Origin of the sequence: Ureibacillus sp. FSL K6-3587, assembly GCF_038593165.1 — a bacterium.
Taxonomy (GTDB): domain Bacteria; phylum Bacillota; class Bacilli; order Bacillales_A; family Planococcaceae; genus Ureibacillus; species Ureibacillus suwonensis.
On sequence record NZ_CP151969.1, the window covers coordinates 271760 to 295227 of the forward strand.

Annotated in this window: 22 protein-coding genes and 1 pseudogene; 3 read left to right on the plus strand and 20 right to left on the minus strand. The window is 40.2% G+C overall.

Features of this window, described 5'->3' with window-relative positions:
• Nucleotides 1-18: 18 nt before the first annotated feature.
• The 14 genes and pseudogenes from NSS77_RS01360 to NSS77_RS01425 all read right to left on the minus strand — a co-directional run bounded on the left by NSS77_RS01360 (nucleotide 19) and on the right by NSS77_RS01425 (nucleotide 13444).
• Nucleotides 19-442 (minus strand): annotated as a pseudogene (locus NSS77_RS01360) (DUF1801 domain-containing protein).
• Nucleotides 418-1200 (minus strand): hypothetical protein, encoded by a 783-nt coding sequence (locus NSS77_RS01365; protein WP_342470048.1) that lies wholly within the window; start codon nucleotides 1198-1200, stop codon nucleotides 418-420. The pseudogene NSS77_RS01360 and the gene NSS77_RS01365 overlap by 25 nt, the downstream one beginning before the upstream one ends.
• Nucleotides 1197-1898, minus strand: a complete 702-nt coding sequence (locus NSS77_RS01370) for a hypothetical protein (protein ID WP_342470049.1) — start codon at nucleotides 1896-1898, stop codon at nucleotides 1197-1199. The genes NSS77_RS01365 and NSS77_RS01370 overlap by 4 nt, the downstream gene beginning before the upstream one ends.
• 159 nt (nucleotides 1899-2057) lie before the next feature.
• Nucleotides 2058-3314, minus strand: coding sequence for a group II intron reverse transcriptase/maturase (gene ltrA / locus NSS77_RS01375; protein WP_342471167.1), 1257 nt, complete (start codon nucleotides 3312-3314; stop codon nucleotides 2058-2060).
• Nucleotides 3315-3916: 602 nt separating this feature from the next.
• Nucleotides 3917-4801, minus strand: a complete 885-nt coding sequence (locus NSS77_RS01380; protein WP_342470050.1) for a LysR family transcriptional regulator — start codon at nucleotides 4799-4801, stop codon at nucleotides 3917-3919.
• Nucleotides 4802-4893: 92 nt separating this feature from the next.
• Complete coding sequence (gene cbpB / locus NSS77_RS01385; RefSeq protein ID WP_342470051.1) at nucleotides 4894-5337, minus strand: cyclic-di-AMP-binding protein CbpB; 444 nt, start codon at nucleotides 5335-5337, stop codon at nucleotides 4894-4896.
• Between the two features lie 114 nt (nucleotides 5338-5451).
• Nucleotides 5452-5694 (minus strand): short-chain dehydrogenase, encoded by a 243-nt coding sequence (locus tag NSS77_RS01390; protein ID WP_342470052.1) that lies wholly within the window; start codon nucleotides 5692-5694, stop codon nucleotides 5452-5454.
• A 99-nt stretch (nucleotides 5695-5793) separates the two neighbouring features.
• Nucleotides 5794-7887: an RNA degradosome polyphosphate kinase gene (locus NSS77_RS01395; RefSeq protein WP_342471168.1), complete on the minus strand. Its 2094-nt coding sequence runs from the start codon at nucleotides 7885-7887 to the stop codon at nucleotides 5794-5796.
• 83 nt (nucleotides 7888-7970) lie between these two features.
• Nucleotides 7971-9515 carry a Ppx/GppA family phosphatase gene (locus NSS77_RS01400; RefSeq protein WP_342470053.1) on the minus strand — a complete coding sequence of 515 codons (1545 nt, stop codon included), beginning with the start codon at nucleotides 9513-9515 and terminating at the stop codon, nucleotides 7971-7973.
• A gap of 152 nt (nucleotides 9516-9667) precedes the next feature.
• Nucleotides 9668-10570 carry a chemotaxis protein gene (locus NSS77_RS01405; protein ID WP_342470054.1) on the minus strand — a complete coding sequence of 301 codons (903 nt, stop codon included), beginning with the start codon at nucleotides 10568-10570 and terminating at the stop codon, nucleotides 9668-9670.
• Nucleotides 10571-10610: 40 nt separating this feature from the next.
• The gene (locus tag NSS77_RS01410) at nucleotides 10611-11930 is read right to left on the minus strand and encodes an MFS transporter (protein ID WP_342471169.1); all 1320 of its coding nucleotides are present in this window, start codon (nucleotides 11928-11930) and stop codon (nucleotides 10611-10613) included.
• A 30-nt stretch (nucleotides 11931-11960) separates the two neighbouring features.
• A complete protein-coding gene (locus NSS77_RS01415) occupies nucleotides 11961-12830 on the minus strand; it encodes an NAD(P)-dependent oxidoreductase (protein WP_342470055.1) in 870 nt (289 codons plus the stop codon).
• 224 nt (nucleotides 12831-13054) lie between these two features.
• The gene (locus tag NSS77_RS01420) at nucleotides 13055-13219 is read right to left on the minus strand and encodes an aspartyl-phosphate phosphatase Spo0E family protein (RefSeq protein ID WP_342470056.1); all 165 of its coding nucleotides are present in this window, start codon (nucleotides 13217-13219) and stop codon (nucleotides 13055-13057) included.
• A gap of 36 nt (nucleotides 13220-13255) precedes the next feature.
• On the minus strand, nucleotides 13256-13444 hold the full coding sequence (locus NSS77_RS01425; RefSeq protein ID WP_342471170.1) for a hypothetical protein: 189 nt from the start codon (nucleotides 13442-13444) through the stop codon (nucleotides 13256-13258).
• A 114-nt stretch (nucleotides 13445-13558) separates the two neighbouring features.
• Here NSS77_RS01425 and NSS77_RS01430 point away from each other — a divergent pair, with 114 nt between their 5' ends.
• From NSS77_RS01430 to NSS77_RS01440, 3 genes are all read left to right on the plus strand, one after another.
• Nucleotides 13559-13753 (plus strand): DUF2187 family protein, encoded by a 195-nt coding sequence (locus NSS77_RS01430; protein WP_342470057.1) that lies wholly within the window; start codon nucleotides 13559-13561, stop codon nucleotides 13751-13753.
• An 80-nt stretch (nucleotides 13754-13833) separates the two neighbouring features.
• Entirely contained in the window at nucleotides 13834-14451 is a 618-nt protein-coding gene (locus tag NSS77_RS01435) for a type II CAAX endopeptidase family protein (protein ID WP_342470058.1), read from the plus strand.
• Between the two features lie 57 nt (nucleotides 14452-14508).
• Nucleotides 14509-15156 carry a hypothetical protein gene (locus NSS77_RS01440; RefSeq protein ID WP_342470059.1) on the plus strand — a complete coding sequence of 216 codons (648 nt, stop codon included), beginning with the start codon at nucleotides 14509-14511 and terminating at the stop codon, nucleotides 15154-15156.
• A 77-nt stretch (nucleotides 15157-15233) separates the two neighbouring features.
• Here NSS77_RS01440 and NSS77_RS01445 read toward each other — a convergent pair whose 3' ends face one another.
• The 6 genes from NSS77_RS01445 to NSS77_RS01470 all read right to left on the minus strand — a co-directional run bounded on the left by NSS77_RS01445 (nucleotide 15234) and on the right by NSS77_RS01470 (nucleotide 23295).
• On the minus strand, nucleotides 15234-15680 hold the full coding sequence (locus NSS77_RS01445) for a MarR family transcriptional regulator (RefSeq protein ID WP_342470060.1): 447 nt from the start codon (nucleotides 15678-15680) through the stop codon (nucleotides 15234-15236).
• A 74-nt stretch (nucleotides 15681-15754) separates the two neighbouring features.
• Complete coding sequence (locus tag NSS77_RS01450; RefSeq protein WP_342470061.1) at nucleotides 15755-17206, minus strand: HAMP domain-containing sensor histidine kinase; 1452 nt, start codon at nucleotides 17204-17206, stop codon at nucleotides 15755-15757.
• 681 nt (nucleotides 17207-17887) lie between these two features.
• A complete protein-coding gene (locus NSS77_RS01455; RefSeq protein ID WP_342470062.1) occupies nucleotides 17888-19237 on the minus strand; it encodes a potassium transporter TrkG in 1350 nt (449 codons plus the stop codon).
• Between the two features lie 101 nt (nucleotides 19238-19338).
• Nucleotides 19339-20115 carry a TerC family protein gene (locus NSS77_RS01460; protein WP_342470063.1) on the minus strand — a complete coding sequence of 259 codons (777 nt, stop codon included), beginning with the start codon at nucleotides 20113-20115 and terminating at the stop codon, nucleotides 19339-19341.
• Between the two features lie 290 nt (nucleotides 20116-20405).
• Nucleotides 20406-21491, minus strand: a complete 1086-nt coding sequence (locus NSS77_RS01465; protein WP_342470064.1) for an SDR family oxidoreductase — start codon at nucleotides 21489-21491, stop codon at nucleotides 20406-20408.
• A gap of 226 nt (nucleotides 21492-21717) precedes the next feature.
• Entirely contained in the window at nucleotides 21718-23295 is a 1578-nt protein-coding gene (locus NSS77_RS01470) for a peptide chain release factor 3 (protein WP_342470065.1), read from the minus strand.
• Nucleotides 23296-23468: the final 173 nt, after the last annotated feature.

Genomic DNA, 23468 nt, shown 5'->3' on the forward strand with positions numbered 1-23468 from the left:
GCTTTCCATCCGCCCTTTTTATCTTTGGGGATAAGTTTTTTGAATATATTCAATGGAATGAAGTATAAGTTTCTTTAGTACCCCTATATCTATATCCTCCAATTTATTAATATAAACACATGCTTTCTCTTTTGTATGTTTCCCCAAATTTTCACTTCTCTCTTTCCTGTTCATCCAGCGTGAAATATAAACTGATTTTTGACTTTCTGGGAGAAAATCCTACTAATGGCGCATCGCCTTCATGTCCGCTTGCATACTTGTAATGGTAAGAACCGAATCCGATTATGCTCGGCCCCCACATCTTCCCTTTATATCCTGTCGTGTCATCAAAAATCTTTAATAGTTTATGGGCATCTTCACGTTTTTTTGGACTTTCGACGGCTTCGATGAATTCATTGACGTCCATGTCCGTTTCTCTCATTTTTTGTTCGTATTTTGCCATTTGCCTTCATCCTCTTTCCATTCCAAAAATTCGATATCCTTTTGATCTTCAAAAAAGATGGATTCACTCATCACTTTTGCATCACCGCCGTAAGAGCTGTTTCTTTGTTCAATCCAGGCAACTTCACCCTTTTGATCAATCATGTTCCATGAAAAATACAACTCATTGTTTGTTGAAAATATATTGCTGAACATATCCCCGTTTTCTTTCGAAATGCCGCTCATTTCTTTATACACCTTCAGCATTCCTCCACTCAAGGGCACTACACCATAAGACTTTTCCCGGTCAAAAGATGCCCCCATCTGCAAACGGGGTTCATAATAAAAATCCTCGTCATTCCCCCGGTAAGACCGATTCCTTATCAAGTAGATATTTATTTTTTTGATTTGTTCATCTTCCGGGAAGTTCCAAACAAAATAATAAGTCGAAGGGTCGTTTTCATCCAGTTTGACGATGTTTATACTGCTATTGACCGTTTTTTCAGAAAGGCGCCATTTTCCATTTTTCCACTCCCAAAGGCTGAAGCCATATTCATTGTCTGCTGAAATAAAAGGCATAAATACATGCTTTTTATCCAAAAAAACAACATCCTGAACCGTTTTTACTTCGATTGCATTTTCTGCTTGATTCAATTTTTTTATCGCTTCCCCTTCCGATAAAAATTCATCCGGAAAAAGATTGGCCGCCAAATAAATGATGTTTGCCAACACCACCAAAATTACAGCAACAACCCCCAGGATTATTTTCTTATTTCTCATAAATCTTTCTCCTTCAACACTTTTTCATTGGAACGGAAATAAACGCTTCTCTTTTCCGTATTCACCAAAATGCCTTTCCCATCCTTTTCGATATAAATGACGGCATCCGCACCGCTTCCCCATCTTGGCTTGCTATTGGCCAATAAATATGGAAAGCGTTCATTCTCCTTTTGGAAATCATCCACCATGTCGTCATAAGAAACGACAGAAAAGAATTCCTTCTGTTTCATTTTCGATATGATTTCCATAAAATCCCCGCTTAACTGCGGATTTCCTTCTCCATCGGGATGGACTGGTATGATTTCCGCTTCAGAAATGTCGCTTATATAGTGGGACAACTCATTTTCATCGTAAATCAGATGATAGATGAAGATGGATATGAAAAAAGCGGCAAGGAAAATATAATTGCCGGCAAAGCCTAAAAGTGCATATGGACGATAATTTTTCCAACTGTTTCCCTTATTCCTTAAGAGGAAATACAAAATCCATACACCCAGCGGTAAAATGGCCAATTCAACCGTCTTTTCGAACATTGGAAAATGAATCGAAAAAGAAAATACCCCGACAATGATGACTACAATCACTTTCCATTTGCTCAATTTTACTTCCTGTTTTCTATAAATCCTAATCGCAAGAAAGGCGATGATCCCCAATGCAACCAGATAAAAAATCAAGTCCACGATATTATCAAACCACAAATAGAATCACTCCTTCATCTTTCCATATTCTACATAAAAAGGGAGATTCCCTTTTGCCGTCCGGAAGAAATGGTAAATAATCGAGTAGGAGGGAGCGATTAACTCCCGTCCTCTCACACCACCGTACGTACGGTTCCGTATACGGCGGTTCAATTAAGATCATTGACGCAAGTTTTCATAACGAGCTTCAAGACTTTCCAACCCTTGGTTTCTCCAATAGGAGTTACCAAGGGTTCTGTGTAATATTGGACTATTTGAAATACGCCAATAACTCTTCCGAGTATTTCCCCATTCATACGCTTGCCATTGTGGTACGCCAAGCTGAATAAGGTTGCGTGTCTTTGTTTTCGGTTTCTTCCAGTTCTTCCATAGACACATTCGAAGTCTTCTACGAATCCATTTATCTAATTCAAGGAATATAGATTTGGTGTCTGCTAACGCAAAATATCCACACCATCCCACTAGATATTGATTCAGTTTCTGAATGCGGTATTCCATCGGGTAGGGCATCTTGCGTGATGTGATTTCACGAACTTTATTCTTCATTCGTTTAAGGCTTTCTTTTGCGATACGAACCTTTGGCTCTTTATGATAGGTAAAGCTAAATCCTAGAAACTTACGTTTCCATGGACGGTCGACCGCTGATTTCTTTTCATTTACTTTCAGTCGTAGTTTTCCTTCAATGAATCGTTGAATGCTTGCCATTGTGCGAAGTCCTGCTCGTTTACTTTTCACGTAAATGTTACAGTCATCCGCATATCGAACGAATTTGTGTCCTCTTCTTTCCAATTCTTTATCTAGTTCATCTAGTACAATGTTAGATAGTAGCGGACTTAATGGTCCTCCTTGTGGAGTTCCTTCTAATGTGCTTGACACCACACCATTAATCATGACTCCCGATTGTAAATACTTACGAATCAATTTCAGTAATGGTTTATCTTGGATTCTCTTCGCGAGTGTACCCATTAATCTGTCATGGTTGACCTTATCAAAGAATTTCTCCAAGTCCATATCTACAACCCATCGATGTCCATCTCTTATATATTCTTTCGCTTTCTTCACCGCATCATGGGCACTTCGGTTTGGTCTAAATCCGTAGCTGTTTTCAGAGAATGTAGGGTCATACACTTTTGAAAGTACTTGGGCGATTGCTTGTTGAATCAAACGGTCTGTTACGGTAGGGATTCCTAGTAAACGAACACCGCCGTCAGGTTTCGGGATTTCGACTCTGCGGACTGGCATTGGTTCATAAGTTCCCTTGAGAATTGCCTCCTTAATAGATAGCCAGTTTTCGACTATGTGCTGTCGTAGGTTTTGTACGGGCATCATATCTACTCCGTGGCTTCCTTTATTCTGTTCTACACGTTTTAGTGCTTGAAGCATGTTCTCCCGTGACAGGATTTGATTCAAAAGCATCGTTATTCTCCTTCCGTGAATAGCTGTTCTCTTTATGCCAGTGGTCACTCCACCCTCCAAGAGGTCCCCCACGGGATTCACCGCTTCCTTCCTCAAGTGAGGTACTACGTTTTCTGTTTTCATCATGACTCACTGAATGCCAAGGGCTATTCTCTCTTAATTGTTCGGTCCTTCTTAGTTGTTCTAGACCAACTAATACTATGACCTCTGCTGACTTCTGACGGTTCAGCTACTTATCACTAAGTAGGTTATGAAGCGTACTTCACCTATCCGCCAGACCTCCCCGGGTAAGTACATGCACTTTCACACCATCTATCCGCCTCATCTACTCGATATGACCTTCGACAGAAAGAGCTTTGTTTTGTTTTGCAAACTCACTCAATCATACCTAGCCTTATATGAGGTTCGTGTTCCTCGGACCGGTGTTTTGCCTCCAGCTTCCTTCAGATTCCGCGTCACCACGGACACCCTTCGTTGAGCTAACCTCTACTTCTGTCTTCGGGGTTCGGGACTTACACCCTATAGTTCATGTACATGCCGGGCGCACAAAAAGAGCAAATCGGAAAATGTTGTTTTGCCGATTTGCTCTTACGATATGCGCTTTAAGTTTCATTGACGGAATGGGCATGGTTTTTCACGATTTCAACAAAAGCCGCCACTTGGCGTAATTGGAAGGAAGATTCATAGCCAATCAGCCAAGTGTCCCGTGTCAACCCGATATCATGATTGCCGGATGTCAGTGCGATTTTATTGACATTTTCCCCTCCGTTCAATGTGATGGAAGGTAAAATGGCGTAACCGATCCCATTGAGCGCCATCTGCTTGCAAGTTTCAATTTGATCCACAATAATTTGCCGTTTTGGACTGGAAGCGAAATGCTCCTGCCACCAAACTTGAATTTCCTGATAATAATTGGAATCGCTTTTGAATTGAATAAAAGGCCGTTCCGTCGTTAAAACTTCTTCCAATCTCTGTATTTCTGTATCGACCAAATACATCGTGTCCCGGAATAAGTGCATTTTTTTCCCTTTCCACTCGGATTGTCCTCTGACGATTCCCACTTGGGCTTCCCCATCGTAAATCGCTCTTACAATTTCTGAACTCCAACCGGTAATTAAAGAGATTTTTACATCCGGATATGTTGTGACAAATTCTTTCAGCACTTTTGGCAGCCAGTTGATTCCGACAATCGATGCACAAGCGATCTTTAGTGTACCATGCACTTTTGAATCAAGGGCCTGAATCTTTTCAAGCACTTCTTCCTTCTTCTGCAATGTTTCAATCGCATACTGAATGACCAATTCTCCTGCCGGTGTCGGTGTCAAACCTTTTTGGGAGCGGATAAATAATTGCGTCCCCCAATATTTTTCAATCGACTGCAACCGCTGGGACAAGGCCGGCTGGGTGATAAACAGCCGCTCGGCAGCCTTGCGCATGTTCCGTTCTTCCGCCAATATTTTTATAATTTCTGCTTCTGTTGTTGTCATCCAATCACTCCAAGAAAATACACTACATAAAAATTCAATAAAAATCGACAAAATCCTCTTTCCTTATGGATTTTGCCGATGATTTTCAACTGTTAATCTAATGTTTGATAAATATATTTTTTCAGCTGCTTCAAAATCACTCTTCGTGTTAAAATTCCGGCGAATGTGCCATCATAATCGACAACACATAAAAATGGATGGTTAATGACCAGATCCAATGCTTTTTTAAAAGTATCATCGATTCTCAAATAAGCCACATTCCGCTCCATGCAATCATCCACTTTGATATGGGCCAACTTCTCATATTCGATGCGTTCCAGCCCAAGTATGGATTCTGTAATCATTTTGGAACTTACCAATCCATGAATCTTAAAGTTTGTATCCAGTACCGGTACTTGCGAATATCCTGTCTTTGTCAGAACCAATAGCGCATGCTCGGCGCTGTTTCCGACCAATACGTGGGCCACTTTTTCCGCCGGGATGATGAAATCACTGATTGGCGTTTCTAAAAAAGCCCGTGTCTTTGTTGAAATCAAAACCTTCAACCCCTTCCATGAGGACCGCACTTACCAATATCATATCATATTTGACAGATTTTTGACCATGACAATGGCACATGAATTTCGGGTTGAAGGTTGAAATTAAATTATTTAATAACCGTATTTTGCCCATAAGTAAAAGATCAAAATTCCTAAAAACGTAAGAAACACCACATACATTAGAATGATTGGATTCATCAAGATGGGATGATCGCGAACCATCCTGCTGATTGGCACGTCTGTCGTGGAAGCCCGCTCATCCGTTTTCTTCATGACACCGACAGTCGTCACATACGATACTCCAATTAAAATGATGCTCACGATAATGGTTAAAACTGTCCAAACACTGTTCATCCGCAAACACTCCCTTCCTAGAGTTACAAAAAGTATGTGCCGTTTCAATCTTTTTATTCCGTACCCTGAAGGGAGTGGATTGATCTTTAAAATTTAATGTCATTCTTCCACTACAACGGTTCTCATCGCTTCCAAAATAAATTGCTCCTGGCTGTTGATGATTGGTTCTCCTTCCTTGCGTTCCTTATAATGGTATTTCCCTCTGTGGTCCTGGATGCGCGCTTTCACATTATCCGCAAGTTGGGTGGATAAAATATGCATCACCCGTTTTTTGATTTCTTCCGAATAAATCGGGAACAATATTTCCACCCGTCGTACCATGTTCCGGGTCATCATATCCGCTGAAGATAAGAAGATTTTATTTTCTCCGTTATGATGGAACCAGTAGATGCGGGAATGTTCCAAGAAACGTCCGACGATGCTTGTAACGGTGATGTTTTCACTAATACCTGGAATGCCCGGCCGCAAACAGCAAATTCCGCGTATAAGCAACTCGATTTTGACTCCATTGATGGAAGCTTCATACAGTTTCATAATTAAATCTTTATCTGTCAGTGCATTCATTTTGGCGCGGATTAAACCGTTACCGTATTTCTTATGGTATTCGATTTCTTCATCAATCAATTCAATAAACTTATCCCGAATATCATAAGGGGAAACAACAATATGGTGGAATTTCGGCTTCTCCGTATAGCCGCTCAAATAATTGAAAAAGTTCGTCGCATCGGTGCCAAATTCTTTATTTGTTGTAATAATGCCCATATCCGTATAGATTTTTGCCGTCGCATCGTTATAATTGCCCGTTCCCAAATGGACAAAGCGCTCAATTTTTCCATTCTTCCGCCGAACGACAAGGGTGATTTTCGAATGGGTTTTTAAATTATGCATTCCATAAATGACAAGGCAGCCGGACTGTTCCAACTCTTTCGCCCAGTGCACGTTGTTTTCTTCATCAAACCGCGCCTTCAACTCCACTAAGACGGTCACCTGCTTGCCATTTTCAGCCGCCTGTTTCAATGCCTGGATGATCGGTGAATTGCCGCTTACCCGATACAAAGTTTGCTTGATCGCTAAAACCGATGGATCATTTGCCGCTTCCGTAATGAATTCCACAATCGGCTCAAAGGACTCATATGGATGATGGAAGAAAAGGTCTTTTTCGAGGGCCTTCTCAAAGATATCCTCATCCGACTCCAAATCCAGCGGCCGCTGAGGAATAAAGCTTTCATACAATAAATGTTCCCTTCCCTTTGACAACTCTTTCACAAAACTAAATAAAAAGGTCAAATCAAGGGGACCGTCAATTTTAAATACATCGGATTCGCTCAGTTCAAATTCGTCTAATAAATATTCCAATACGTCATCGTCCATTTCGCCTTCCCGCACTTCCAGTCTGCTTCCAGATCCCCATTTGCGCTTTTTCAATTCCTTTTCAATTTCAACGAGCAAATCTTGTGCACCTTCTTCATGAATCGTCAAATCGGCATTTCTTGTCAATCGGAATGCCTGTACCGATTTCACTCTATAGCCGTAAAATAATCGATCCACATGGGAAGTGATCACATCTTCCAATAAAACAAACACTTTTTCGTCCGTTCCGGTTGGGACTTCAATAAAGCGGTTCAATACCGACGGCACCTGGACAATCGCCACTTTCTCATTAAACTCGCTGGATGCCCTCACATCTTCCAACATGACAAGCAAATTCAGCGTTTTTCCCTGCAAAGTCGGAAACGGGCGGTAAGCATCGACCGCAATTGGCGTCAATACCGGAAAAATCGTTTCTTCAAACAGATCATTAATATAGTGGTGCTGTTCAAAGGATAATGATTTTAAATCCGCCAAGTGTATCTTTTCTTTTGGAAGCGATTCGTAAACAAGATGTTTATAGACTTCCATCTGTCTTCGCACAAGGGCTTGGGTTTTTTCCGCAATCTTTTCCAATTGTTCCTTTGGAGTCAAGCCGGCTTTATTTTCCGGTTTATGGAATCCTGCACGGACCTGATCTTGAAGTCCCGCCACCCGAACCATGAAAAACTCGTCTAAATTGGAGCTGAATATGGCCAGAAATTTCAAGCGTTCCAATAAAGGATTTGATTCATCTTCCGCCTCTTCCAGCACCCGTTCATTGAATGCAAGCCAGCTGAGTTCCCTGTTGTTGTAATATTCAGGTTTCGCAATTTCTTCCAGCATTTTCTGCCTATCGATTTCATTCACTTCATCGACTTCCGCAAAATTCTCCCTATCAGAAAAGTTTAGTCCTGTCTCAGTACTCATCACTCATTCCACCCTTCATTGTTAAACTCGATTTTTAATTTCTTCTTAAACAACCGTTCAATGTGTTTCTTTTGGTTTTCGGCCCTGTAAATTTCCGCCATCGCCCTGTTTGTTACATAGACATAAAGAATCAGTTTATCCCCTTCTAATTCCATTTTAATACTTTTTACGACATTTCTTTTGGAAACATTTAATGAATATGCAAATTTTAATAATGCCCCGAACTGGCTCAACATTTTCAATTCTTCCCGGGTAAACCATGTACGGAACGGCCGGCTTAAACGTCTAAAATAATCTCTATTCTTGTAGGACGCCAATAATGCAATCCTTACCCGATCTTTGTGGTTCAAGCCCGGAATCGATTGGTTGGCCAGCAAATAAAACGTGTGTTGATTCGATGAATCGATTTCGATGTAATCCCCAATCGAAAACACGCTTGCCGCTTTTTTTAATAATTGAAAATGTTCTTCATTATAAGGCAATAAGTTGAGTTTACAGCTTTCCAAATATAAATTTTCCGCCAAATTCACCAAATTGGCGACTTCTTCCTCCGTTCTGCCGTATTTAAAAGCGAGGTGGTTGGCATATTCTTCAAAAATGTTGTCGAGATGAAAAGCTTCCGGATTGGATTGCATCACATTATGGATGATCAACCCTTCCCGCAGTCCGCTTTTGCTGATATAAAAGGAATCTGTATTGACAATTTCCATCAATGTTTGAAAGACGACTAAAGCAATCTCAATGATGTCCGCCCGGTCGGAGGATAATCCCTCGATTTGGATCAATTGTTCATAAGTTCGTCTTCCCAAATAATCCCCGAGATTTCTTAACGCTTCCCCGTCCATTTCATAATGGTGAAGACCGGAGATGGGATAATCGATCAAATGGTGATGGATTTGGGCAAGATTTCTTGCACTTCCACCGATTCCAACTACGGGCAATCCCACTTGGCCGATCCAGCCCAAACTTTCGAACTGTTTTTTTACATATTGGTATAGTCGGGTTTTTTCTTTTTCATTAATTTTATCCCCAGAGACAAAACTTTGTTTTAATGAAACCGTGCCAAATGGAAAGCTGAAGAAATGCTGCAGTTTTTTATTGTCATAAAGCGTGATTTCCGTTGATCCTCCGCCGATATCGATGGTTACGGCTGAAGGAAGATCCATCGAGTAAACGACCGCCAAATAGCCGAAATAGGCTTCTTCTTCTTCGGACAATAATTCGATTTTGATCCCGGTTTCCTGTTCCATCCGCAAAAGGATTTCTTCATTGTTTTTTGCCTGCCGGATTGCCGCGGTTGCAACAACCTTCATTTTTGCCACATCAAAGTCTTCCAAAATATGTTTAAATGAAATCAACGTATTTTTTAATTTTTCAATGCCTTCTTCAGACATGTTTCCATCCCGTTGAATATATTTTCTTAATCTGGCAACCTTCTTTACATTGCTGATTTCATGCAATCCCGCCTTCTTGCTGTAACTGTATATCACTAAGCGGATTGTATTCGAACCAATATCGATGATGGCTGTATTGAATGTTTCCACGGAATTAAGTCCCTTCTCCCTTGTTTGAATATTGAAATATTATCAATATTTTGACATAGGAACAGTGACGGTTCAACGAATAAAAATAAAACACAAGCCGGCGCCCTTGAGGCAACCGGCTTGAAACAGTATGTATATGCAATGTAAGGGGATTACAAAATCAATTCATCAATTTTCAAAATCAAATCCGCTATTTCCGGCTTCGATACTTGATCATCCGCCCCCACTTGTTCCCCTTTATGTCGAAGATCGTCGGTAATCAAACTGGAGAAGATGACAACCGGTAACTTTTGCAATTCCGGGTGGGTTTTGATTCTCTTCGTTAAATGATGTCCATCCATTTGCGGCATTTCAATATCCGTTACAACCAATTGGACATATTTTGAAATATCTCCGCCTTTGTCCAGCAAGGACTCCAAATAATCATATGCATCTTTGCCGTTTTCGAAAAACTCCAGATTTCCATAACCCGCTTCGGATAATGTTTCATTCAACAATTTACGCAACAACGGCGAATCTTCCGCCACAACAATTCTCTTTTCGGAACGTTCGCGTTTTCCCAATTTTTTCACCGGTTCCACACTGATACCTGAATCCGGATTAATATCCATCATAATTTTTTCAAAATCCAGCAGCAAGATCATCGTTTCTCCTATCTTCACAACGCCGATCACCTGGTTTGAGCTGCCTTGATAAATATCCGAAGGCTTTTCGATCTGAGTCCATGAGATCCGGTGAATTTGGGTTACATTATCCACATGGAAAACGACTCTCAATTTGTTAAAGTCAGCCACAATATATTTTTGCTGATCGCTGTATTTCCCATTATTGATTCCAAGCACTTTCAACATATCCACAACCGGCAGCACTTCACCGCGGAGCTGAATAATCCCCTCTATGTGCGGATGGGCATGGGGAATAATTGTGACAGGAATCGGCTGGATAATTTCCTTCACCTTAATGACATTGATTCCATACTTATTGTTTGCCACCTCAAATTCGACAATTTCCAATTCATTCGTTCCAGATTCCAATAATATCCCTTTTTGCTCCATTTCAATCATCCCTTCCTTATGTAATGCTACACCAGCTTTTTTAATCGGAAATTTGCCGTTGATCTTGTTTGACTTGCAAATGGACAATCAATCCAATGACCGTCAATACAATCAACGATCCAAGGGCAACCCGTGAAGCAAGAGTGCCATAATCCTTCAATAAGAGCGTCACTGTCCCGTACAATGCCGGTCCGATGATGGATGATACTTTTCCGGAAAAAGCAAACAGTCCAAAAAATTGCCCGCGTTTTTCTTCAGGCGATAATTCAATAATCAACGTTCTTGATGTCACCCACATGGAACCCAGAGACACGCCAAACATGCTGCCTGCAATCCAAAACATCCATTCCTGTGTGGCGCAGACCGCGATAATGAGCGCAATGATCATGATGACGCTCACAATGGCAACAGATTTCCGCGCACCGATCGCTTTTGTAATGTTGCCGAACACGAACGAACCAATCACGGTGGAAATGGTGCTCACCAAATATAATAAAATAAATTGCCCGGAGGTGAAGCCGACGATGATCGTTGCATACACAGCCATCATGGCAATCGTTGTCTGAATGGCATCGTTCAAGAAAAAATAAGCAATCATGAATGTAAAAATTGCTTTGTATTTTTTCATATCTTTAAAAGTATCGACAATTTCTCTGTACCCTTTAATAAAACGGATCTTTTTTCGATTTTCTTTCGGAATCGGGGAGTCTTTAATAAAGAAAAACAATGGCAGAGAAAAGATCAAATACAGTATGGCTGTTGGAATAAAAGCCCGATGGAAACCGCCATCCTGCACGAAAAAGTAGACGAGTAAACCGACAATCGTTCCCAGATAACCAACAGCGACCCCAAATCCTGAAATTAACGGGATTTCATCTCCCTTGCCAAGATCTCCCAACATCGTATCATAAAATACTAAACTCGAATTAAAACAAAATTTTGCAATGACAAAACTGAGAACAACCAAACAAAGACTGAGGGGCAACCCTGAAAATTGAGAAGAAACATCCAGATGCGCAAATACCCCCATCATAAATGTGAAAAATATGGATATGGACGCAAACCACACGATGAATCGCTTTTTATAACCGGTTTGGTCGATCCAAACTCCATACAGAGGGGAAAACAGCACCAAAAAGAAACTCGCGCAAGCATTCGCATATGAAATGAAAGTGCTTGCCACCTGCTCCATCACCTGATCTGTACCGAGCACTTCATCCATATAAAACGGGAAAAAAACCGTATTGATATTGGATGAAAAAATTGTATTGGCAAAATCGTACAATGCCCATGAAAGAATCGGAAGGGAAAAATATAATGCCCATTGACTCCTCGCGCCCAAATGTTTTTTCAATAAAATCGCCCCTATCAGTCTATGAATTTGTAAAACTTACACTTGATAATATTTGATCAACGCCTGTGTGCCAAAATCCCCATACCCTTTCTCCAGCAACGTCTCATACATTTCTTTGGCCAGTTTCAATCCAGGCAAATCCAGCTCCATTTTTTCCGCTTCTTCCAAAGCGATTTTCATATCCTTGATGAAATGTTTAATATAAAAACCGGGATCCAAGTCCCCTTTTAATATACGCGGTCCCAAATTCGATAATGACCAGGAGCCGGCTGCACCAGTGGAAACGGATTGCAGCACTTTTTCCAAATCCAGTCCCGCTTTCATGCCGTAAGCGATACATTCGCAAACACCGATCATATTGGTCGTCACCAGCAATTGGTTGCACATTTTTGCGTGCTGGCCGGCGCCGGCGCCTCCGTGATAAACGATATTGGAACTGAACAACTCAAAAATCGGCAGCATTTCCTTAAATACTTCTTCATCTCCGCCAACCATGATGGATAACGTGCCGTTTCTCGCCCCGATATCTCCGCCGGACACCGGTGCATCCAAACTCCGGACCCCTCTTTCCTTGGCGGCCACATAAATTTCTTTGGCCAGACTTGGCTTTGAAGTGGTCATATCCACAACGATGGAACCTTCTTTGGCCGTCCGGAAAATCCCATGTTCCCCAAAATATACTTCTTCCACATCTTTAGGAAAACCGACCATTGTAAAAATGATATCCGCATTTTCTGAAGCAAGGGCTGGTGTATCAGCCCAGAGAGCCCCAAGCCCAATCAGAGGATCCGCCTTTGCTTTTGTCCGGTTGTACACCGTCACTTCAAAACCCGCTTTCAATAAATGTTTGACGATGCTTGATCCCATCACACCCGTGCCGATAAATGCAATCTTTTTTTGACTCATTGTCACCCAACACCCCTTTAAGATATAAATTTATGTATATTTTACACTTTCTTGTAATGTACCATATAAAAGGGGAATTGTTGATATGTAAAAAAAAGATTATTTTCCATAAAAAAAGAGCAGCAAAATTGCTGCTTGAAAAGGGGGAAAATGAGAATGTTGCTGTGTTCAAAAATACTATTTCCCATTGACATGCATTTTATAACAAAATATTGAAAAATTTTTTATTTTTTCGCAATTAGCAGCAGGGATATTTGAACATATTGATTGATGATTTGATCCAACTGTTCGCTTAGTCGAATCGTCTTCGGAGCATGCAGGCCGTGCTCCAAACCCGAACGGATCATTTTTTCCCGAATTTGCTCCAATTGAATTAATAATTGCTCCATGTCCTGATCCCCTCTTTCTAATGAATTGAGGAAGGTTTATGCTCGCGGTTTTTCCGAATACGTATAGATGACCCTTCCCCCCTGCTTTGCTTCCCCTCGGAAATGTTTAAATTTTTCATCGTTCACAAGCACTTCTCGAAACTCCCAAAATTCCTCTTTCGTAATTTCTATACTTTCTATTTCCCCGTTTTTTAACTTTTCAATCATCATTTTATATTTATTCATCATCCTTAACCTCCTCATATTGCTTGTTGACAGAAATTATTCGAAAATCACTTTACTTTTGTTCTATTATCATGCAAACTAACTTCATAGTAGCTTAAAAGGAGGAGCATGCCTATGAAAATTGCTGAAGTGGGAGATATCATCGAATTCAAAGACGGGCTTCGCGGATTGGTGGAAAAAGTGAACGACAACTCGGTGATTGTTGATTTAACCATCATGTCCAACTATCGGGAATTGGATTTGGAAGAAAAAACGGTCGTTAATCATAAACGTTATAAAATTATAGAATCAAAAAATCATTTAGAATAAAAAAACCTTCCCCTTTTCATTGGTTATAGATGATAGGGGGAATTTTTTTTGTTAATATGATATCAAAGGAGGCAAAAAACATGAAATCATCCAAACATTTGATTGTACTCCTTCTCTCTCTTGCTTTCATCTTTATTAGCATGTATTTCACCTTCGAAGAAAAAAATATCTTCTGGCATCTATATACGTTCACTCTCCTCGTTGGCATCGCCATTTCCATCCTTTTCGGGAAATTCAAAGATGAACTCCCAACTTGGAAGTATATCTTATTTGGAATCGGATTTGGTACAATCACTTACGGAGTTGTACGGCTCAGCTACATTTTGCTAAAAACCGTGGATCACGGTTCCGTCAAAACGATCCGAAAATTCTTGGAAACTTATGGTCCAAATAATATTTGGCATTATTTACTGCTCATCTTTATTATCGTTATCGGTGAAGAAATGTTTTGGCGCGGCTATATTCAGCATGCTCTCAAACAATACGTCCCGCCAATCCTTTCATGCATCATGACAAGCGTTTTGTTTGCACTGACAATTGCGTTGAGCGGATTTATTCCGGGCGTTATTTGTGCATTCATCATCTCCCTTATTTTCGGCCTTTTATATGAGTGGAAGCAAAGCATACCTTTAGTCATTGTCGCGCATGAAATTTATGTTTTGCTGTTGTTTTTCATCTTGCCTTTTATCCATTATTGACCGGGAGATGAAACTTTTTAAAAGCAGAGACCGTCTTATTATCAAGGAGGCTGGAGAATGAAAAAATTACAACTTTTATTTACATCCCTTTTACTTATTTTATTGCTTGCCGCATGTGGAACAGCGGAAGACCAGAATGCCGAACCTGACAATACAGACCAGGAGACGGAAGAGGAAACAAACAACATTGAAGATGAAAGTGCAAAAGAGAACGGAACTCAACAAGAAGAAAATGCAAATCAAAATGAAAATCAAATTCAATACACTTCCAATAACGAAACACGCACCGCTGAAACTGCCAATGTAGAAGAAGATCTTTATACGATTCAAATTATGGAAGGCTATGAACTTACAAAAGAAGAGCCCGGAAAAGAATTGCTGTTCCTTCAAGATAACGATGCCATCAACATGCGCATTGAAGTGATGCCAAAAGAAGAGGCGGATTATAATAATCTTGTAAAAAATACACAAGAAATGATGGCAGCAATCAGCGACTATGAACCGTTCGATATCAGTGAAGCGGTGAAATCACATCCGGAAATTTCAAATTCCATTGCGTATATCGCGACAATTGAAAATGACGAAGTGGTCGGCATCGTTTACGAAAAAGGCAATCTTCTTGTCCGTTTAACGGTATATGACCAAAAAGATTACGATTTGAAAGATGCTCTTATCAAAATGGGGCTGACAATCAAAGAAAAATAATCTTCCGAAGGGTCTTGAAACCCGTTCTGTTTCCACAAAAAAGGGCTGTTCAAACAAGTCGAACAGCTCTTTATTAATTAATAAGACAAATCTTTGATCGATAACCCCAATTTTTTCAACAATTCAATGGCGGTATCCTTTTCTTCCGGGGTTAATGCATTCATCAACTCGTGCAAATTTTTTTCATGTTCCGGAAATATTTTTTCCATGAAGGCGGCACCTTTTTCGGTAATTTCCGCATAAGTGACTCTTCTATCTGAAGGACAGGATACCCGTTTGATTAAACCTCTTTTTTCAAGTTTATCGACCACATATGTGATCGAACCGCTGGCCAATAAAATTTTGCTTCCTATTTTTTGTAAGGGCTGTCTACCTTTATGATATAACAATTCCAACACAGCAAATTCTGTCGGATTGATTCCATTTTGCTGAAAAAACTGATTTGTCACTTCATTTATTGCCTTATTGGCCCTTGACAATACGATGTACAGTTTAAGCGATTGTTTGATTTCATTTGACGACAAGACAAATCATCCTCTTTTTTCTATCTCTTTAAGAGCATTATAGCTATTAGAGAAAAGATTTGTCAAAGCGGCGGCTATACAAGCGGGACAGAATTGGCCGTGCGGGATGCCAACAGTTTCTTCATTTGATTTTCATCGTAATAATACTTAGTATAATTCTCTGTATAACCCGGAAATTCCAAAATGAAAGTGGAACCGACATCAACGATGCTTTCCACCGAAATTTTTCCATGATGCTCATCCACCACTTTTTTGACGAGTGACAACCCGAGTCCTGTTCCTTCATCTTTTGTTGTAAAAAATGGCGTGAATAATTTATTTAAATTTTCTTCCGGAATCCCTGTTCCTTCATCTTGGATCAATACTTGGACTTTATTGCATATATTTTTTAATTCAATTGTAATCGTGCCGCCATTTTCCATCACTTCAATAGCGTTTTTTACCAAATTGATGAACATTTGTTTTAAATGATTGACATTGCCGGTAATCATTGAATCACATTCTTCATCGGCCTTCAATTGGATCACGACATGGTTTTTATAAGCTTGGGGCTGCATAATTTCAATCACTTCTTCGATCACATGCAGCATGGATACCTTTTCTTTAATAAATTTGGTCGGTTTTGCCAAATAGAGTATTTCTGAAAGGATGGTCTCCATTCTTTGCATTTCGGATTCAATGATTTTTATATATTTTTTTCCTTCTTCCGTCGTATTGAATTTCAATAACTCCATAAATCCTTTCAACGAGGTTAACGCATTTTTCAGCTCATGGGTAATATTTGCGGAAATCTTTCCGATTTCACTAAAATGTTCAAGTTCTTTCACTTTTTGTTTCAATTTGACCGTTTCCGTATGATCCACAATGGAAACCACAATCATGTCCAAATAATGGAAATATTTGCAATTCATTGTTAAATATCTTTCTTCATTTTGCCGATTCAAACGCTTCACTTCCAGCGTTGCATGTCCAAAAGCTTTCAGTTCGGATAAAAATTGCAGCTTTTTATAACCGTAATCGAAATACTTTGAGAGAAAAGAATCAAAAGACAAGTTTGAAATATTCCCCAAGTCGATATCCAGCAATTCAATCGCCCGTGAATTGAATTCATTAATCATTTCGTCTTTAAAGAAGAGAAGGCCATAAGGCAAATCATTCAGAAAATGTTTCCTGTACAATTGAAACTTGTTGTCCGAATCTTCGTTCAATATTTTTAAAAACACCAGGTTATTCTTTTTCAGAAACATTCCGAAAACTTTTATTTCTTTATACGCAGAATCTTTGCCTTTAATATTAAATGAAGAGAAGGAAAATTTCTCTTGCCGGATTCTTTTTAAAAATGAATTCCATCTTGATTGTGATAAATCGTCCATGGGAAGGGGCTTCCCTATCTCTTCATCCAAATTTAATATCTGAGCTGCCTTGTTGCTGATTGACTCGATATTACATGAAGTATTTAATATAAGCACAGGATCATCATATTGGAACAAATTTTCCAATAGAGGTACCATTGTCGCTTTTGTCATTTTGAAACACCCATCCTTCCCCACAATCATTAAATAATTTTTTTCTCTCTCTATCTACAATTTATTCAATAAATTTTAACTTTCCGAAATTTTCTTAATATAAGTTTTATAAAAATTATTTCATAAAATTTTAAAGAATAAAATAAGCATTAAATACCGATTTTCAAAATTCAGACAATTTTTGGTGTTATTTTTTTGTTTTTTTATGTATTTTTTTATGTATATGGTAGTATTGCTCTATATTTTTATTACTCGTTGATAAAAGATTTTGAATTATATATTATTACTTATAGACTATTTTTTGTTTCTCACATACTGTTCATTATTATTGTCTGTAAAATATTATTATTTTAATAAAAATATATCCACTTCTACACAGCATATGACATAAAAGACGAGAATATTCATATTTTTTAGAAATTATTTCGTTTTTGTCCATTTTATGACAACTTTGTACAGATCTATTTAAAAAAAATTGTTTTTCCCCTTTCTCCATTTCACCAAAATGCTACCGGAAAACGGTGGCTTGTCCACAAAAAAATCATCCATTCGCAATGAATGGATGATTTTTTTTGATTGTATACCGCACTAAAGTGGCAGGTCTCTTCCAGGAGTGTTTTTACATCAAGGAAAACCGTTCACACCTTGCGCTTTTGACATAATTACATTTTTTCCTTCCGATTATCCGATGATAATGCGTTCTTCCGGATATCGGAATTTCGGTTTTTGCGCCTTTCCGCCCAATGTATATAAGAACGAAATCAGCCCGACTCTTCCGACAAACATTAATACCATGATGACCAATTTGCCTGCGGTCGATAAACTTTCTGTGATTCCGAGGTCCATACCGCACGTACCGAATGCGGATGTGATTTCAAAGATGATTTCTGTGGTTGTTGCATCCGGCTCCGTCATCGACAACACCATTGTCGCAATCAATACCATAAACGCTGCAAGGATGATCACCACAAAGGAACGCAAAATATCTTCCAAGCAGATTTCCCGTCCAAACACTTGAATCTCTTTTCTTCCATTGGCGAAATTAATCAAAAATAACATGGCGATCGCAAATGTCGTAGTCCGGATACCCCCACCGACGGAACTTGGCGATGAACCGACAAACATCAAAAAACTCAAAAATATATTTGTCGCCTCACTAAACAATTCCACATCCATTGTCGTCAATCCCGCTGATCTTGAAGAAATCGATTGAAACATCGAAACAAAGAGTTTCTCATGCCAAGGCATTCCTTTTAAAGTTTGAAACGACTCCAGCAAAAAGATGGCAAAAGCGCCGATAATAAACAATACACCGTATGTTACAGTGGTGATTTTCGTAAAGAGGCTGAAACGAAAAGAGGGATCTTTCTTCAATAAATAATGCTTCAATTCCACCAGCACCGGAAATCCAATGGCGCCAAGCACAATCAATATCATTGAAATAAATTGAACGAAATAGTCATTATAAAAAGGTTCGAAGCTGTGTCCGGTAATATCAAAGCCGCTGTTCGTCGTTGCGGAAATTGCGGCAAACAGCCCATTTTTGAATGCTTCCGACCAGGAATCAAAATATCTCATAAAATGGATGGTCAGTATCAAAGTGCCGATCGCTTCAATAAAGAACAAAATTTTGATGATTTCTTTAAGAAGCCGTACTACCCCCGCCAACTGAGTCTGATTAAAATCGATCATGATCAGCTGTCTTTCGCGCAAGCCGATTCTTTTGCCTATCAGCAGCCAAATAAAGGTGCCGATGGACATGACCCCAATCGCACCCAATTGGACAATAATCAATAAAATGATTTCCCCAAAATCCGTAAACGTTTCTGAAATATTGAATACGGTCAATCCCGTTACACTGATGGCACTCACGGCAGTAAAAAGCGTATCAATTACGGATACTTCTTTTCCATCCTGGTATACGCCCGGAATCCGCAACAACAAAAAAGAAATCAACATGGCCAGAAAATAAAATGTGACAAGAAGTTGAAACGGTGTTATTTGTTTGTTTTTAATGGACATGTTTGCCATGGGCTTCTCCTCTTTATTTCCAAATAAACTTTTTATTAGTATAAGAAAAATTCATTAGAAAATAAAGAGGAACAGCCTTTTTACAGCCGTTCCTTCGCAGGTTAGATCTCTTTTGCTTTTTCCTTTTTTTTCTTTGCCACACTGATGATCCATCCACCGGCTGCAATAGCCACAAGCACAGCCCAGAATGTGATTTCCCAAGGTGCTGAATGCGGGAAATCATGAGGCAGGATGCCGACTTTTTCGTGGGATAATGTCAAAACCACCAATTTAATACCAACCCATCCAACAATTAAAAAGGCAGCTGTTTCAAGTTCCGGATAGTTGTTCAACAATTTGACGAACGCTTGTGCAGCAAATCGCATCAAAATCATCCCGATGATTCCGCCGAGGAACATCACCGTAAATTGTCCCGCATTGATGCCACCGATATGAAAATGGCCAATTTCCGGCAGTGTCACCGCAATTGCAACGGCAGCAAGCATTGAATCCACAGCAAAGGCGATATCCGCCAATTCAACCTTCAATACCGAAGCCCATAATCCTTTCCCTTTTTGCAGATGTTCTTCAATTTCCCGTTCTTCTTCCTCTTTTTTGAATTTCTTTTCGTAAATATTTTTAAACGCAATAAACAATAAATATGCTGCACCAATCGCTTGGATTTCCCAATAGTTCACTAAAATCGTGATTAAGAATAACGCGGTAAAACGGAAGATCAACGCTCCAAACAATCCGTAAAACAGGGCTTTTTTCTGCTGATCCACCGGCAAGTGTTTGACCATCACCGCCATAACCACCGCATTATCCGCGGCCAACAGTCCTTCCAGCGCGACGAGAACGACCAGAACCCACAAATATTCCAAAATGATTGCTTCCACGAATTACTCCTCCTTAATGTTTGTATGCCCAACTGAAACTGCTTCTACAATTCAAGGGAAATGCCATTTTTATACAATATAAAAGACCTTTGCCCTTGAAAGGCAAAGGTCTTGCTAAGCAAACGGATGAATTTGCTTTCATATCCGATGGCACCCGCCATGTAATGACGAATATGAAGTAAGTATTTGGGCGTCCAAATACTTATAGCTACTCCCCTTTGACAATGTCAATGGTTATTCATTTTTACGTAAACTAAGTATATCAGCACCAAAATTGATTTGCAATGAATTTATTTGATTTGGATATGGTACTGTTCATTGCTTTTATTTTCTTTATAAAACCGGACCATCACCGGAATCGTTTTGATAAAATCCGGACAGGTGATATTTCCTTTTGATAAAAGCGCTTTGGCCATCGTACAATCAAAAGTCGCATTCCATGTCAGATAATCGATGGTTTCCTTTTCAACCCCCAGCATTGTCCGAACTTTTTTGATTTGCAAGAACGCCTTTGCAGCGGAAAGGGGGATTCTCCCTTTAGGGAAGTGACCTGTCATTTCTTTCACCATCGTCCGGTACACTTCCTGGACCGGATGCGGGTTTGGATCGGTCAAATGCACCGTTTTGCCGATCGCATCCTCATCATGGCAAAGGAAAATCGCCGCTTCCGTTATATAGTCTATTGGCACCACATTGATTCGTGCATCGGATTTTCCGATGTAAGGTATAAACGGCAGGAAACTCAAACGATCGATCAAGTTTAAAAAGAAGTATGGACCGTCAAATTTATTCGTTTCCCCCGTTTTCGAATTCCCTATCACAATCCCTGGCCGAATGATGGTCAACGGAATCTCATCAATCAAATCTCTCACCAGCAATTCCGCTTCAAATTTCGTTTCTTCATAATGGTTTTTGAAGGATTCCGGCCGTATTAATTCCGTTTCAAGAAGCAACCCTTCCCTTCTGCCCGCCACATAGGCTGTGCTGAAGTACATATAACGCTTTAATCGAGGCAATTTTTTCACAAAATCATTCACATTGGATGTGCCGTGCACGTTGACTTTCCAGGCGGCATCCCGCGGTACGGCCAAATCGTATATGGCGGCCAGATGCCAGAAATATTGAACCTCCTCTGCCATTTTTTTCATCGTATCTTCTTGGAGGTTTAAATTCGGCAATGTAATATCGCCTTCGATGATTTCAATCTTTCTGCCAGGATACGCTTCCAAAATGCTTTCCCGCACCGTTTCCGCTTTTTCTCTTTCCGTTTTCAGCACAAGGACGTATACCGTGTCCGCTACATTATTTTCAAACATCCGGCGAATCAATTGTCTCGTGATAAACCCAGGAAAACCTGTAAAAAAATGAACTGCCATGCCCTTTTCCTCCATCCCCAATATTCCTATTAATTACTTATTCTTGATACGGTTCTTTTTTTCCTTTCACAAGTCATCCATTTGCTGTTTTGGGCAATTCCATACCCCATTATTCAACAGTTTGAACCCTTTCGAGGAAATATTTATGGGGATTCTGTTCCGCCGCTTCCAAAACAATCGAAAAGAGCGAACGGAAAACAATTTTCCATTCGCTCCAGTCCAAGTATTACAACAAACTATATAATTGAATATGTTCATTTTTCTCCGAGAACCAGCGCATAGCAAATTCATTTTCGAATAAAAAGACGAGTTTGCCGAAGCGATCTTTCACCAGCATGGAACGGGATGAATTCATTGAATCCTTGACATCCTCTTCATTTTTGATCCAGCGGGCAATTTTGGATCCGATCGGCTGCATGACAACTTCCACATTATATTCATTTTTCATCCGGTGCTCGAACACTTCAAATTGCAATTGCCCCACCGCACCGAGAATGATTTCCTCTGTATGCAGCGTTTTATAATATTGGATGGCCCCTTCTTGCACAAGCTGCAAGATGCCTTTATGGAACTGTTTCGATTTCATCACGTTTTTCGGGCTGACTCTCACAAACAGTTCCGGTGTAAATTGAGGGAGTTTTTCAAATTGGAACAATTTCTTTCCACCCACGATGGTGTCTCCGATTTGATATGTTCCCGTATCATAAAGCCCGATGATGTCTCCTGCCACCGCTTCGTCCACCGTTTCCCGGGTTTCCGCCAAAAATTGCGTCGATTGGGTCACTTTGAACGTTTTTCCTGTACGGGCCAATGTCACATTCATTCCCCGTTCAAATTTGCCCGAAACAATGCGCACAAAAGCGATTCGATCCCGGTGTGCCGGGTTCATGTTTGCCTGAATTTTGAAAATGAATCCGGAAAGCTCCTCATGCTCCATTGAATCAATCAGCTGCTCATCTTCTGTCAATCGCGGTTGCGGAGCAGGAGCGAATTTCAAATAAGTTTCCAAGAAAGTTTGCACGCCAAAGTTTGTCAAAGCGGAACCGAAAAACACCGGCGTCAATTCACCTTGGCGGATCTCCTCTTCCGAAAAAGCGTTCCCCGCTTCATTCAAGAGTTGAATATCGTCCAACGCCTGCTGATAATAGGAAGTTTCCTTCATCGGATGATCAGCGGCCAATTCGCCATTTTCATCCAATGGCAAAAAGCGTTCTTTATCTTCCACCCGGAACTGTTCCACCCGATGATGGTAGCGGTCATAAATGCCGTAGAATTCTTTCCCCATACCGATCGGCCAGTTCATCGGATAGGCTTTGATTTCAAGCACTTCCTCGATTTCTTCGATCAATTCAAGGGGTTCTTTCCCTTGGCGGTCCAATTTATTGATGAATGTAAAAATCGGAATGCCGCGCATACGGCAAACTTTGAACAATTTAATCGTTTGCGATTCGATCCCTTTTGCCGCGTCAATCACCATGACGGCACTGTCCACCGCCATCAGTGTACGGTACGTATCCTCCGAGAAGTCCTGGTGTCCCGGTGTGTCCAAGATATTCACCCGATAGCCGTCATAATCGAATTGCAAAACGGAGGAAGTAACGGAAATTCCCCGTTGTTTTTCGATTTCCATCCAGTCACTTGTGGCGAATTTTCCGGTCTTTTTCCCTTTGACTGTACCGGCAGCGCGGATGGCTCCGCCAAATAGCAAAAGCTTTTCCGTCAACGTGGTCTTCCCGGCATCCGGGTGGGAAATGATTGCAAACGTCCGACGGGATAATATTTCTTGTTTTAATTTTGAATCCATATTTCTGCGTCTCCTTTTTTCATACGTAAACAATAATAAAAGAATTGTCCATGTTTCGACAACCATTTTCTCATTTTAATTCACTGCCATCATTGCAATTTGAAACGCTTTTCGTACAAATACCTGTAATTATCATAATTTTAGCCGTCTCGCTATGTTTTGAGACGGCTCAT